The organism is Verrucomicrobiota bacterium (assembly GCA_039192515.1).
In the GTDB taxonomy this organism is placed as follows: domain Bacteria; phylum Verrucomicrobiota; class Verrucomicrobiia; order Methylacidiphilales; family JBCCWR01; genus JBCCWR01.
The window spans coordinates 15,005-28,925 of sequence record JBCCXA010000013.1; the positions used below are offsets into that span (position 1 = coordinate 15,005).

General features: G+C 41.8%; 15 protein-coding genes. 6 read left to right on the forward strand and 9 right to left on the reverse strand.

The annotated features are described in order from the left end of the window. Window positions 1-32: 32 nt before the first annotated feature. The gene (locus AAGA18_07425; protein MEM9445169.1) at window positions 33-278 is read left to right on the forward strand and encodes a hypothetical protein; all 246 of its coding nucleotides are present in this window, start codon (window positions 33-35) and stop codon (window positions 276-278) included. Here AAGA18_07425 and AAGA18_07430 read toward each other — a convergent pair. After that, window positions 257-1,198 carry an alpha/beta fold hydrolase gene (locus AAGA18_07430; GenBank protein MEM9445170.1) on the reverse strand — a complete coding sequence of 314 codons (942 nt, stop codon included), beginning with the start codon at window positions 1,196-1,198 and terminating at the stop codon, window positions 257-259. The two genes, AAGA18_07425 and AAGA18_07430, sit on opposite strands and share 22 nt — an antisense overlap. A gap of 177 nt (window positions 1,199-1,375) precedes the next feature. On the opposite strand from AAGA18_07430, the gene AAGA18_07435 reads away from it, so the two are divergent. Next, window positions 1,376-2,368 (forward strand): hypothetical protein, encoded by a 993-nt coding sequence (locus tag AAGA18_07435; GenBank protein ID MEM9445171.1) that lies wholly within the window; start codon window positions 1,376-1,378, stop codon window positions 2,366-2,368. 64 nt (window positions 2,369-2,432) lie between these two features. Continuing rightward, window positions 2,433-3,389, forward strand: coding sequence for a DUF6268 family outer membrane beta-barrel protein (locus tag AAGA18_07440; GenBank protein MEM9445172.1), 957 nt, complete (start codon window positions 2,433-2,435; stop codon window positions 3,387-3,389). Between the two features lie 4 nt (window positions 3,390-3,393). Here the strand turns inward: AAGA18_07440 and AAGA18_07445 are convergent, their stop codons facing one another. The 4 genes from AAGA18_07445 to AAGA18_07460 all read right to left on the reverse strand — a co-directional run bounded on the left by AAGA18_07445 (window position 3,394) and on the right by AAGA18_07460 (window position 6,968). Next, window positions 3,394-4,182, reverse strand: coding sequence for a hypothetical protein (locus tag AAGA18_07445; GenBank protein ID MEM9445173.1), 789 nt, complete (start codon window positions 4,180-4,182; stop codon window positions 3,394-3,396). Window positions 4,183-4,355: 173 nt separating this feature from the next. Next, window positions 4,356-5,516 carry a glycosyltransferase gene (locus AAGA18_07450; GenBank protein ID MEM9445174.1) on the reverse strand — a complete coding sequence of 387 codons (1,161 nt, stop codon included), beginning with the start codon at window positions 5,514-5,516 and terminating at the stop codon, window positions 4,356-4,358. A 12-nt stretch (window positions 5,517-5,528) separates the two neighbouring features. Further along, the gene (locus AAGA18_07455; GenBank protein MEM9445175.1) at window positions 5,529-6,503 is read right to left on the reverse strand and encodes a hypothetical protein; all 975 of its coding nucleotides are present in this window, start codon (window positions 6,501-6,503) and stop codon (window positions 5,529-5,531) included. A gap of 6 nt (window positions 6,504-6,509) precedes the next feature. Beyond that, entirely contained in the window at window positions 6,510-6,968 is a 459-nt protein-coding gene (locus AAGA18_07460; protein MEM9445176.1) for a hypothetical protein, read from the reverse strand. A 236-nt stretch (window positions 6,969-7,204) separates the two neighbouring features. Between AAGA18_07460 and AAGA18_07465 the strand changes: the two genes are divergently transcribed. Together AAGA18_07465 and AAGA18_07470 are read left to right on the forward strand one after the other, a co-directional pair. Beyond that, the gene (locus tag AAGA18_07465) at window positions 7,205-7,924 is read left to right on the forward strand and encodes an outer membrane beta-barrel protein (protein ID MEM9445177.1); all 720 of its coding nucleotides are present in this window, start codon (window positions 7,205-7,207) and stop codon (window positions 7,922-7,924) included. Between the two features lie 276 nt (window positions 7,925-8,200). Further along, window positions 8,201-8,680 carry a low molecular weight protein-tyrosine-phosphatase gene (locus AAGA18_07470; GenBank protein ID MEM9445178.1) on the forward strand — a complete coding sequence of 160 codons (480 nt, stop codon included), beginning with the start codon at window positions 8,201-8,203 and terminating at the stop codon, window positions 8,678-8,680. A gap of 6 nt (window positions 8,681-8,686) precedes the next feature. Here AAGA18_07470 and AAGA18_07475 read toward each other — a convergent pair whose 3' ends face one another. After that, window positions 8,687-10,243: an NCS2 family permease gene (locus AAGA18_07475; protein MEM9445179.1), complete on the reverse strand. Its 1,557-nt coding sequence runs from the start codon at window positions 10,241-10,243 to the stop codon at window positions 8,687-8,689. 84 nt (window positions 10,244-10,327) lie between these two features. Here AAGA18_07475 and AAGA18_07480 point away from each other — a divergent pair, with 84 nt between their 5' ends. Continuing rightward, complete coding sequence (locus AAGA18_07480; protein MEM9445180.1) at window positions 10,328-11,029, forward strand: SDR family NAD(P)-dependent oxidoreductase; 702 nt, start codon at window positions 10,328-10,330, stop codon at window positions 11,027-11,029. Between the two features lie 10 nt (window positions 11,030-11,039). On the opposite strand, the gene AAGA18_07485 is transcribed toward AAGA18_07480, so the two are convergent. From AAGA18_07485 to AAGA18_07495, 3 genes are read right to left on the reverse strand one after another with little or no spacing between them, the layout of a single operon-like run. After that, on the reverse strand, window positions 11,040-12,770 hold the full coding sequence (locus tag AAGA18_07485) for a glycosyltransferase family 39 protein (GenBank protein ID MEM9445181.1): 1,731 nt from the start codon (window positions 12,768-12,770) through the stop codon (window positions 11,040-11,042). A gap of 20 nt (window positions 12,771-12,790) precedes the next feature. Further along, complete coding sequence (locus AAGA18_07490; GenBank protein ID MEM9445182.1) at window positions 12,791-13,225, reverse strand: DUF420 domain-containing protein; 435 nt, start codon at window positions 13,223-13,225, stop codon at window positions 12,791-12,793. A 22-nt stretch (window positions 13,226-13,247) separates the two neighbouring features. Continuing rightward, complete coding sequence (locus tag AAGA18_07495) at window positions 13,248-13,916, reverse strand: SCO family protein (protein ID MEM9445183.1); 669 nt, start codon at window positions 13,914-13,916, stop codon at window positions 13,248-13,250. Between the last annotated feature and the right edge of the window lie 5 nt (window positions 13,917-13,921).

Consider the following 13,921-nt stretch of genomic DNA (forward strand, 5'->3'; position numbering starts at 1 on the left):
GAGCCCGCTAATAAGTGGACTAGAAAGGAATAGTGAAATTTCAAGAGATATTAGGTTACATTACGATTGTTAAGGGGGCGGGATTGACAGTTCCTATGTGTATGTTGGAAGGTATTACACATTTCAATTACATTCATTTCAATCTATTTGGTTGGAAAGTGGTTAACCTTGACCTTTCACCATTGTTTTGGGCGGGTATTATCATAGGTCTCTTAATGCTTATTGCAGGTCTGTATGTAGTGGCAATGGCTGAAAATCAAAAGACTTCTTCAGTTTGACATTTCTCCAAGAATAAAAGGATTTGCTCTTCTAACTCGCAAGTAAAGGTTCTCACCTCGTGATTTTGCTTAGGTATGGTCCATAGGTATTTAGGTTCTCTGGCAGCTTGGTAGATTGATTCTACAAGTGCAACCGGCATTCTTACATCGTGCTCAGCAGCTAGCAAAAGGATAGGGCATTCCAGCTTTTTTACTGCCAGCAAAGAATTAACCGCATCAAGGTCAAACTTCATTTTTCTCTCAATTTTAGAATAGGTAACAGTCATAAAGGGGAATTCTGGCAGACCATATAAGAGTTTTCCATGGTGAGCGAGCGTCGCCTTGAGCGTATCAAATGGAGCATCTGCAATGATACCTGAAATCTTGGCATGGGTTTGATCTAGCTGTTTTGCACCAACATGAATGGCTATTACTGCGCCCATAGAGGTGCCCCAGAGAATCGTATTGGTTATGTTGTGGGATCCGAGATAAGCAAGTGCAGATATGATATCCTGCTGTTCATAATAACCAATAGTTGTAAGACTACTTTCGCTCTCTCCATGACCTCTTAAGTCCAGAGCAAGAACGGGGAAACCATTTTTCTGTGCTACTCTAATGTAAGAAAGCATCGATTCCTTTCTAGCTCCTAGTCCGTGGATAATCAAAATAGTCGGTAAATTGGCGGTTCCCTTTGTTAGCCACCAAGCTTTAAGATGCAGGTTATCATTGGTAACAAGTGTAATGTTTTCGTAGTCGAGACCGTATGAGGCGGGTGTTTTGTTGGGGATCTTAAAGCTTGGAACTGTAGTTGCCACATGGGCTAGGTAATGGGAAACGACTTCTATAAGAATATATAGAGTGAAAATAGTGAGAAGTGCATAGGGCCATAGTTTATTTCCCCATTGCTTGATATTGGCTTTTTGGGTTTCAATTCTAGGCATATTAGATATTCCAATACATACAATCTGCAAAGTCCTAGGGCTTGTCTAATAAATAGGACGCAGATAAATGATAGTCAAATTTTTGAATTAGTATCTAGGAAGTAGTCCTTGATTTCCTAAAAGCTTCGATTAAAAAGTTACCAGGGTCTCTTATTTGATACCATAAGGCATAGAGGTATGATGAAATCGTTTTTGGGTCTAATAGTGCTGTTGTTGTTTCATAACGCATCAGCCTTTTCTAATGACCTTAGAGCATTCAAAATAGAGGATGTTAAGACCTTAAAAGCTAACTCAATCTTGGGTAAGAGAGTTCGTATCAATGCAAGATCTTCTGCTATGGCAGTAGAGACTTGCTTTCTCATAAATGGGAAGCCAAAAGATGTAAGGGCTAGCATTATGAAGTGGGACCCTTCCAAACATAAAAACTCAGGAGTTATTTTGCATAGAAGGATTGGAAAAGGCATATCTGAAAAAAGTTTTTCGGACATGCAATTGACGCGGGCTAGGCGCAGGGGTGTATGGATGTTAAATCAAACGGGTGAGCTTAGAGACACTAAGTTTCCTCTAAATCTAAGCAATGTTGAAGCTAACGAACTATTTAAGATATATGAGGGGCATGGTAAAAATTTAGACAAGTCACTAAATGATATAAATAAGGCTTGGCGAACAATAATTGCAAGCAGGTCTTTGGCCTTTAAGAGGGGTGGCTTGAATAAGCTGTCTACCTATGATAATTCCGGGAGGTCGACCAGCATCTCTACGGAACTCAAAAAGGTGATTTCTGGTTTGCCAGCTCTAAAGCAAGATTTTGACCCCATACTAAGAAGGATTCTATCTGGGGGAGGAAATCCAGATTTCTATTTTGAGCACATCTTAATTCAAGGAGATATGGCCTTTCTGGCAGGATGTTATCTGCAATCTGAGTTGCAAAACAAACTATTCCTAAGCGATATGCAATTTTACGTCAGTCACACTATTTATGGGACCTTTGTGCTCTATCAACTCGAGCCATATCCTGAGGATTCTAGCAAAACTTTAGTCTGGAGGTTAGATATTGTTTTAGCGCCACCAATCATAGGAGGCGGCGGTATGGAACGAATGGCTTCAGCAAATGTTCTGCTCCAAGAGGTAAAAAAAGTTGTTAAATTATTACATATCGACTTAAATTAAGCCTCGTTAGAGGAACATTAGAATATTAAGAAAAAAATAATGCGAATTAGTAGGAGAGGTATAAGTGTTAGACATCATATGTAACTGTCATTGGAAAAAGATATCTGTTGTCTTTTTGGTAATCTCGTTGAGCTTCCTATCATACTCTGAAGGGGGTATTTATGATTATGAAGCTGATGCTGATCTTCGAGTAGAAGAGGAGGAAGGTATCCCCGTATCTTATGAGTTTTCAGCAGACTATTCTCACGTATTTGATGGTGATTTGAAGCAGGGTAATCGCGATCTCGGTTCAATTTCTGAGGACACCTACGACGCTGAATTAGTCGCCTCAATTCCTCTCACCTATGGCACTTATTTGCGCCTCGGAGCAGGTTCAGAGGGTTTCTTATTCTCCGATGTTGGGAGAGCACCCATTTCGGAGCGCCTTATTTCTACGTATGCAGTACTGGGTTTTGATTATGAATTATCAGATCAGTGGCTACTTCGTCTAGAGGCGCGTCCCGGTTTATATAGTGATTTTGAAGATATCACTTTTAGTGATGTGAATGTTCCTCTCATTCTAGGAGGTACTTATCTAATAGATTCCAACTTGCAGTGGATAGTTGGTATGCTTGTTGATCCTTGGTCCGATATAGCCGTGATACCCGCTGTTGGAGTGAGATGGCAGTTTGCAGATGCTTGGATTCTTAACTTCATTCTTCCTAAACCTAAGCTTGAATACGAGGTGAATGGGTCTCTTACTCTATTTATTGGTGGAGAATTCAAAGCTGGTAGCTTTCGTGTAGGTGAAGATCTAGGAACTGATTCAGGAATGCCTCGTATTAATGATTCTATCGTTTCGTATATGGAAGCACGTGTCGGGGGAGGTTTGAATTATTCTATTACAGAGTGGCTTTCTGCAGAAATAGATGGTGGTATTGTTCCTTATCGTAGATGGGATTATATAGAGGATAGTTTGCAGATTAAGAATGACTCAGCTCTTAATCCCTATATTCAGATCGGTATCAAAGGCGCTTTTTGAGCTCTCAAGATATGTAGATTCCTATACGCTCCATAATTAAGCTAACGGCTTCACCTAATGGGATATTACCCTGCAAGTTGACTTCGCATCCTGAAGCAGCGGCTAGTGTGTCCATTTCGTTGCGTATCGACAGTAGAGCAGTTTCGAGATTCCTGAAAATAAGGACAAAATCAGCTGTTTGAGGTGCTATTCCAACTCCACAATGAATAGTTTGGGTGCCAATATGAATCCAACTTTGAATGGGTTCTGTGGGCTCAGGGGTATTAACAACCAATTGAACCATTCCTTTTTTAAGTCCTAATATTTGTTGGGATTCTGCTTCATGAAGGGCGAGCTCAGTAACCGCGCAAGGGATTAGCTTTTGTATAAGCAAACGCACATAGCAATAGAGAAGCTCAGAATCCTTCTCTAGTGATTCTACTGGAGCTTTAAGAATCTCTTCAAGGCGATCAGTCAGTTTGGAAAAAGAAGTGACAGTGGGTAGATGTCTAAAACCCCATACGGGTATAGGAATGGCTAGGCCGCTTTTGAGGAAGAGATTATTTACCTGCTTGTCTGACAAAAAGAGAAGTTTTAATCCGCTAATTGAGTCAGCGGCAGAGGAAGCAACTACGGCCCCTTTTTGAAAGCCTAGCGAACTCTTTATGCCACTACAGGAACTAAAGCACACATTAAAATTCCAATCAGAGCAGATTTTTTGAGCCGTTTCATCAATGGCCACTAACTCAACAAGTGTGGGGATAACAGCTCGTAAATGAAGCCTTGCTTGGATGTGTTCTGATGACATGTTCATTTAAACTGGATGATGCAAAAAAGACTAGATAACCTTAGCAAGATCTTGACCCTAAGAAACATAAAACACTCATTGTAGTATCACTTTTGGATACATTTTCATCGAATCTCCTTTCTTTGAGGCTCGTCTTCTCTGTCTCCAATGATTTCGATAAATTTATGGCATATTAATTACTAAAGGCACCCTTTTGACAAAGTGATTTCTTGTCCCACGGCTTTGGCAAGGATCTGGCTTGGATGGGCATTAGGTTTTTGGTGTTTAAGATTGTTGATGATGCTTTGGTAATCACTTGGTCGACGCTCCCAATTGTCCAGTATTTTACATAAATCACGCGGCTTTCTAATCACACGTATAAGACCGTGCTTAGTGCCATATTTAATATTGAGCCATTCTTGAGGCATGATGCCCCCTATGCCATTCATAATCAGTGGACATTCTGTAAGAATAGCTTCGCTTAATGTTCCCGCACCTGGGCGCGTAACTGTTGCGGAGACAGATTGCAATAATAAGGGCATATCTTCCCAATACCCCAAAGCTTTTACCTTAAGCTTACCCGGGCGATCAGACCAACGTTCTACGCGATTGAGCCTCGCTTCATCTCTCCCACATAATACGATGACTTGGAGAGGTTTATCTCTTTGGCGTAATGCTCTAAGAATAGGAATATGATTATTGGCCCCCACAGCTCCAGTAGATAAAAGTAAAGTAAAGGAAGAGGGACTAAGATCCATTTGACCGAGAAACTCTTCTTTTTTAGCCAAGGTGCATGCTTTATCAAAAAACTTGGGGCGTAGCAGAAATCCTCCACAGAATATTTTTTCTGGCTGCATGCCTAGTTTGATGGCCGCTTTGCAAGTCTCAGCTACACCTCCTATAAAAAGATCTGCCTTTGGGTTGACCCAGTGCTTACTAAAGCCATAGCCTCCAAAAAATTCTGTGCTGATGGTAACACACCTAAGGTGGGCTGGCCCGCCCAAAGTCTCTACAGCGTATTCGAAAAAACCGTGATTGAGGTGGGCGTGCGTGCTAACCAGAACTTCCGGTTTAAAATCTAAGAGCAATTTCTTAAATTTTTCAGCTCCGATAAGCTGGCTGGCTTGGCGGTGGATACCCATGATTTCTAGATAATTAAAATAGAGATGATGAAGCCTAGGGAAAAAGCGTTGTATCCAGTTGTAAATTTCAACACCAAGAGCATAGATGAAGTGAGTAGATTCTAGTGCTTGGTGGACACGAACCTCCCAGTCAGTGAGTTTGTTGGCCCAAGCTTTAAAAGATTGGGCTCGCATGTCATGTCCGCCGCCTGTGCTGGATGTGATAACCAAAATACGCATTTTTAAATGAGACTACTTCTTACCGAGAAACTTAAATAATCCTATTCCAGGTAAACAAAGCAATCTTTCTTTTATCGTATAACAGTCCTGTCCAAATGGGCCCGCGAACATGAATAAGGCAAGGATGAGGCATGCGGGGAAGAAAGAAATCTTGAAAGTAAACCAAACAGAAAGGTGAAAGAGCACTAGACCAAGACCCCATGCTTTCAATAAACAGGGGCGAAAGGCAATCACTAAAGATACAAACTGTAGATAGGTCGCACTAATAAGCAAAGGCCAGCTCCAAGGACCGATTTCTATCAAGAAAGCACCAAGCTGTGTCTCGGTGTTTGTTTCCAAGAGTCGAGTGGCGACATGTATAGACATGGAGAGTGGGTGAAAGGCAGATACTTCTCCTAAGGCCAACTGATAGAGAGCACAAACGATTTTGCCCAATCCAGACATCGAGTAAGTCATCAAAATAAAAGCAAGAGTATACCATATGGTCTGTAAGGTTTGAAGTTTAGTCATGCGAGAGACCCCAGAGGCAATAGCATTCCAACCATGTGGAAGAAAAATGAGCAGGAAGGCACTTAGGTGCCACAAGTGGTAGGAATGACTTATTTTTCCGTAGGAATTTTGTAGGGCCTGTGCCAGAAAAATTCCTAGGAACGCTACGAGTCTGGCCCATCGATAGCCAGGTGAGATTGCCCCAAGCATGGTGCCGAAAAGAAAGAGAAAGAGGATACCTCCAACAGCTATTCTTACAGACCCTTCCGGAAGCCAGTTGAGCCAATATACTGGCCAGAGCGTATCAAATGCGGTTGTCTCAAGTAAATCTGGCCAACGGCGTAAATAGGGAACTGCCATGAAAAAGAGACCACAGTAGTAGCAGCGAATAAAAGTCTGACCACTGATAAATCGCTGAGTTAGTTTCTCCCAAACTTTCACCATCTCGGAACTAGAAATAGAGGTAGTATGTGCGCTAAACTTCTTTCTAAAGGACATGGATACTCAGGGAATAGTGATTGTTTGGACTGGAGTGACTTTGACTTCACCTGTTTTCCAGCGTTCAAGTGGGTCGTAGTTAATTTCAATCAGTTGGTAAATGGATTTTTGGTTATCTAAGTAGTTGCTTTCAAAAACTCTTTTGGCTGTGTGGTATTCGTCGGTCTGATTTTCTTCTAAGGCTTTGGCCATCGTTGTAGCGAGTCTCGGAACTTTAATAGAATTTGGGCTAGGCACAATGCCTTTGGCTTCATTGTAAATAATTGGAGGTGAGAAAGTCTGTTCTCCATAGGTGATGATTTGAAAGTTATACTCTGCTGAAGGGTTAGGCGTTAGGGCAAATAAAAACCATGAAAAGAAGGGAAAGATCTCCATTTTGGGAGTTCCTAGAAAGATTAGTCCAAGTAAGCAGTAGCCGCTTAAAAATGTTGTAAAAAGCTTATGGCGTAGGCGATAGTGCTGCATAGTTTCTTTCAATTCCCAAAAACAATGAAAAGGGTGCTTGAGGATCCATATGGTTTCAAGTTTGAAGTGTGGTTCGGCTCAGACTGATATTCAAGGAAATGCATATTTTTCTAAAGTATGTTTACGAGCAAGCCGAGGTATTTTGTGATTAGATATGCAAATAAAGTTCTTTAAAGGTGTTTAACTACTTATTTGTCATTGATCTGTGAGTAATAATAGATATACCGGAATTAGTTATGAATAAATTAAGCGTGTTCTTGTTGATGTTTTCCCTTGGAATAAATGTCCAAGCAGGTGTTTCTACCCCTAGTGTGGATCCTGTTGACCCAGGAGTTGAAGTGATGGAGCAGCCATCGAGTGAGCCTAAAGCTTGGTATTTCCAATTAGATGCTCGTCCAACATTTGTTGAATCTTTGGAAATCGATTCCATTAAGCGTGGACTTGCTACGGGGCCTGGTGAGATTGATTTTGATCCTGGAGTTGCTATGGGTTTCACCCTAGGTGCAAACCCTCTTAAATATCTGGCGGTAGAATTACAACTTTCGGGCTCATATAATGACATTGATGGATTAGGTGATGGTTATCTCGTGCAAGCACCTATTACGGGTAACTTAAGGTTTGAATACCCCTTCACCATCTTTGATCAGCACGAAATCGTGCCCTTTGCTGGGGGAGGCTTTGGCGGTACTTTCATTACCTTACAAGATATCTTCTTTGTCAATGATCAAGGTGGTGAAGTGGATGGCGATGGCTACAAAGTCGTTCCCCTTTGGCAAGTAACAGCTGGGGTAACATACCGTTTTAGTGAGAGATGGTATGCTAAAGTCGCTTATCTTTATCAAGAGACATTTGATCTTGACGTTTTATGGGGGGGATTAGGTGCGCAATCTAGTAGATTAGAAGTGGGCGAACTCGGCACCCACTCAGTCAATGTATCATTCGGCTTTAACTTTTAGAGTTTTGATCATCTTTATCGAGAAGTCTCAACATTTAATATTGAGACTTCTAGTTTTAACTCCGAATGATGCAGTAGGGACTTAAAGATCTGTGCAAGATCTTGTTCTCTGGAGACATAGAGACTCCTAGTGGGATTACCTTTTTGACACATCTTCGTCGACTCACTTTTGCTAGGGGCTCAAGCTTTTATGCATCTCGTTCAACTTCTATTGCATCATCGAGCTTAAAATCTTGCTTACAAAGCATCGCGCTTTATCTATATTCCACATAAGGCTATGTCTAAATTTCGAGTGTTATTTGTTTGTATGGGGAATATTTGTCGTTCCCCTGCTGCTGAAGGGGTATTCACATCCTTAGTTGCAGAAGAGGAGTTGGAGGACAGGATTGAAATTGATTCAGCAGGGACCATTAGTTTTCACGAAGGCAACCCCGCTGATCCGAGGATGTCTGCTGCAGCTGCTGATCGTGGATATAAATTAACAAGTCGAGCTCGTCAAATCAAACAGAAGGACTTAAGTGCTTTTGACTTAGTCATCACGATGGATGATGACAACTATGATAATGTTTTGGCACTTTCCGAAGATAAACAAGAGCGCGAAAAGGTGAAAAGCTTTTGTGATTATTGCAAGGAGCATAGCGACCAAACAGTGCCCGACCCATACTATGGAGGTGCGGATGGTTTTGAGCATGTCTTGGATCTTTTAGAAGATGGTTGCTCGAATCTTCTTATGGATATCAAAAAACAATTAAGCTAAGCGTGCTTAATTAGCGTCTTTTCTACTGGCTATCTTACCTAGAGCAAAAATCAAACATCCTGTTATCAGATAAGCAATTATAAATTGTGGGGCCTCATAAAAACCCAGACTTATTTGAATAATACCTTGGTTAATGGTGTATGCATGGATAATTCCTAACATGGATAAAACTGCTCCTATACAGCACCAAAGAAAAGCAGCCCTAAACCTATGCTCAATTAGGCAAACAGTTAGTGAGGCTAAAATCATGCTAGTTATAAGGAAACCCTGATTGAGAGCGATCATTCCTTCAATATGAATATCTTGTATAATAAAGTTATTTAGAGCGTCATCGAGTGAAGTTCCTGTAACTCGTAAAGTGCCTTCAATAAGGAGAAGCGCCCAGCCGGCAAAAGCCGGAATTAAGCCTAAAGAAACAGCTAAAGCATGGTGTTTGGGGGTTTCATGAAAAGATTGGGCCATCATGATGATGCCAATCCAGAGCAATATCCCCAGTGTAGCTTCCATGGGAACAACTTTTAGAACAACGGTTACGGCACCCAACAGGCAGAGGATCGAGATAATGATGGCATTTAAGGCCGAATAGCCAATACGCGCACCCATCGTTTTCCAGCCTGGATGTCCTATGTAGATCGTGGTTGGAAATGGGCTTCCCATGAAAGCAGCAGAGAGAGTTCCAAAGCCGTTCATGAGAAGGGAAGAACGTGTATGAAAAGAGTCACCAGCAGCCTCAGCACTCTCAAGGTTTTGTAACGAACCTATTACGCTAAATAGCGCCATGGGTATAATCACAGACAAGTATTTCCAGCCCTCTTCTAGGAGAATAAACGGTACGAGTTTATGGATAAAAATGCTTGGTAAATAAAGACCCAGTGCAACATTTGCTGCGGGTGGTTCGCGAAACTCAAAGTGACCAAGTGACTTTAAAATCCAAGCTAGAGCAGTTCCTACAAAGACAGCTACAAGCCCTCCTGGGAGATTCAACGGGAGTTTCATGTTGGAGGCATAAAAGAGTATGATCAGTAAGGCGGGAACTAATGCGACAATAGGAGAAGCAAAAATTTGAAAGACAAACCCCATTGCTATAAAAGTGATAGCAATTCCAGCTAAAGCGGAGAGTAACGCTGCTCTAGGCGTATGTCTTCTTATATAATCACCACAAAAGGCACCTATGGTTTCTAATAAGCCGCTTACCAAACAGGCAAAAAGCCCAATCATCCAAGTAAGCTCAACATCTTTGGTTTGTTGGTAGACAGGAGCCATCACTAAAGATATGAATGCAATCAAGCTGACGGTATTGATACCGTAAGGCAATGCCGTGATGTCATTTCGACCTGTTTTCTTTGCCAAGCGGTACGCTTGCCATGAATAAAATACGTTTCCCACAAAAATGGAAAAAGCTGCACCTGGAAGAATGCGAGTGATGATTAACTCAGGTGGAAGGCCGCATAACAATGGGCACAGTATCGAGATTAACATGAGTTGTAAGAGGTTGTCTATAAATAGGCCGATAAAACCATCTAGATCACCACGTACAAATATCTTGGGAGTGTTATGACTCATGTTTAAACTGAACTCTTAAGTTGGATATCTTAGTAAAAGATTACAAGAAGAAGACTGAAGAAAAGCAAATCATTAAGACATATCATGAAAGTATTTATAACAGGAGTAAGCTCAGGAATTGGGCTTGGTTTAGTAGAGTATAACCTAAAGCAGGGAGCTGAAGTTTATGGAGTGAGTCGACGTCCTTGTCCAATAGATGAAGCAACATTTTGCGCTTTAGATATCACGGATTCGAAAGCTGTTCAGAAAAATCTCGAGCTTTTACTCAAAGATGTAGAAAGCTTAGATTTAGTAGTATTAAATGCTGGTATTTTAGGAGAAATCAAGGATTTAAAAGATACCTCACTTCATGATCTTAGAGAAATGATGGAGGTAAATCTGTGGGCAAATAAAACGCTCTTGGATGCATTATTTCATATCGTTTCGGAAATCAAACAAGTGGTTGCCATTTCATCTGGTGCGGCTGTTAATGGAAATCGAGGTTGGGGAGGATATGCTCTTTCAAAAGCAGCATTGAATATGTTGATTCAGCTTTATGCTAGAGAACAGGAGCAAACACACTTTATTGCTTTGGCTCCTGGGTTAGTAGACACAGCTATGCAAGATTACTTATGTGGAGGCAAGGTCGATCTGAGCCAATTTTCTTCTCTACAAAAACTCATGAATGCGCGTGGCACTGATGCGATGCCTAATCCTCAAGAAGCAGCTGCGAAACTAATGAAGGTAATGCCAAGTTTAATACTTAAGCCATCTGGTGAATTTGTAGACATAAGAAAGCTAAAATAGCTCCTAGATATTATTCTCGCCAAAGGATATGAAGTTTGACCCAGCTAGTGCGGCCCAGGTTGAGGCCTTCAATGGTCTTTTGTTGGTAACCATTGGAGGTGAGTTGATCAATGGCTTCCCCAAGGCTTTGATGGTGTTGTAATTCTGCTGGCTTAGGGAAAATATCTTGGCCGGTTAGATGTTTCCAGAAGTCGCCAAGATTCCATTCTCTTTCACGTAAAACAAAAAAGGTTGGACCGCGTTGTGAAAAGGCAAGTGCGGTAATCGCATCCAGACTCTGGGGCTCATTCCAAAGTCTATTACTGTAAAAAATCAGACTGGGTTCGAAATAACGATAGCCAAAGAAACGTGTATTCTCTGGCATGCTTCGCATATGCTCCTTAAGCTGGAGTGCGGGAACGGTAGGTTTAATAGAGGCTACTCCAAAAGCAAAGCCCAGGCTACTTAGGGTGCAGGCACCCAATATGAGCCAGTAAGTTCTCATGTTTGCTTGAAAAGTTAGAGCAATGATGCCTAAGAGCCCTACGGAAAAGCCTAGCAAGCATTTTTGCAATGGTATCCATTTTTCTGGAAAAGGTAGAAAAAGGCAGAAGGATAGAAAGGTTATAGGGATAAGACTGATTAGTCCAACCAAGAGCCAAGTGCTAAAAGATGAAATGCTTTTTACCCTAGCTGAAAGTGTTTTTCCAGATTCTATGTAAGCTCCAAAAAGTAAGCAGAGTGCTGGAAAACCTGGTAAAATATAGTGGGGGAGCTGGGTAGCATAGAAAGTGAAAATCAAAAGAGGGCTTATAAACCAGGCCAAAAGGAAAGCGTGTCTGACATCATAGTGATAGCGAAGGTTTGCTATCATTGGAATAAACTTAGTAGACCAAGGAAAGAAGCTAATCCAGAAAGTGATGAGGTAGAATACAAAAAGAAAGGTTCGGCCATTAAACGCTTCTGTCCCGCGTTTGACAATATGTTCGTTAATTCCTTCGGCCCAGAAGCCTCCTTTGGTTATAATTAGAGCTGGTATGCCCCATGCTGCCACTATAAGCGTTGCTATACTTAGCCCTAAAATAGGTTTTAGAGTCAGCCAGGTTTTTTCTATAGGCTTTCGCCGAAAAACGAATCGATAGAGCAAAAGGGTGAGAATAGGGACAAAGACAATGATAGGGCCTTTTGCAAGAAATCCGAAAGCCATTCCACCGTATAATAGACCAAACCATTTCCATGGATAAACTTCAGAGGTTCGCTTCTTGATAATGAGCTCATAGAGTGCTATATGGACGAGAACTACTCCTAGTATCATCGGGGCATCCGCAACCGCTAATCTTCCATGAAGTAGGACTTGCAGGGTAGTCAAGTAACTAAGGCCGGCAAGCAGGCCCACACGTTTATTACCAAACCAACGGAACCCTATCCAATAGAGTACAAGCGCGGTAAGTAGAGTAGATACTATGGTGTGCAAGCGTGCGGCGAATTCATTAATTCCTAAAGCCATGTAAGAAAAACGCATCATCCAGTAAGTCAAAATAGGCTTATCAAAGCGAAATTGTTGATTGAATGTGGGAATGATCCAATCATGCCGGTCCATCATTTCCACAGTCGCTTGTGAGAAGCGTGGTTCATCGCGGTCAATGAGAGGTGCATACATTGCTGCCGGAACAAGCAGGATCAGACCTAAGATGAGAAGAAAACTAAGGTTCGTGGCGTGGGAATGTGCGAGTGGGGTGGTTGATCCCTTTTCTTGTTTCATGATGTGTGGGTCATTGGCTTCTAGCCTTTAATAGGAGGAAACCATTGATACAGCATCATATAGACTAAAACACCGCTAACAGAAACATAAATCCATATTCCCCAAGTCCAACGGGCAATCCGTTTGTGCTTTTCAAAATTGCCCTGTATAGCATGTTTTAAAGTGATGATGATCATAGGTAAATTCACTACTGCCAGTATGACATGAGGCCAAAGGATGATGTAAAAATAGATAAATCTTACAGAGCCTTCGTGAGTAAATTTTGTGGATCCATGTATAGCGTGGTAGGTCAAGTAGCTAATAAGGAAGAGGCCTGAGACTGTAGTCGCTGCAATCATTGTATTTCGATGAGCAATTTTTTTATCACGTTTAATAAAGATAAGTCCTATGACAAGGAGTAGGGCTGAAAGAGCATTAAGCGTACTGTTGAGAAGCGGGAAATCAAAGTTTTCCATGAGAGAAATAAAGTCCTTAAGGCTAGTAGAGTGTCCTTAGGCCCTGTGCGTCGCGCAGGATGTCTTGAATGAATGCCTTCGCCTGGCTGTCATAATAGCCTCTGACGAAACCTTCCTTGTCAACCAGGGCGAACTTGCTGCTATGCGCATAGCGTCCAATATTATTTCTGTCTTCCTCTGGGTTTTCGACAAAGCCCAGAGCGAAACCGTATCTTGCAATATTAAAGATGGTGTCAGGATGACCTGTTAAAAACCACCAGCGTTTCGGATCAGCACCGTGCAGGTTAGCATACTTTTGTAATTCCTGAGGAGTATCTGTCTCAGGGTCGATGGAAAAGGAAACCAGCTGTAGCTCTACGTCCTGCTTAAGAACTTCGTCCTGCAGAGCTTTCATTCGGCGTGTCATGATAGGGCAAACCGTAGGACATGTGGTGAATATAAAATTAGCGACCCAAACTTTGTTTTTGAGTGATTCTCTTGTGACTTCCGTGGAGGAACGTTCAGTAAGTGAGAACTCAGGAACCTGGCGCTTGGGTATTTCTATGGTGTGTTGATTCGCTAATTTTTGACGCGCTTGGAAATGTTGAAAGACCACGATGGCCAAGAGTCCTGTAATAATAACAGCAACAAAGCGCAAGACCAAGCTAAAGCCGTAAGTGTGTATGAAGGATCGAGAGGGTGTTTCACTCATATGAG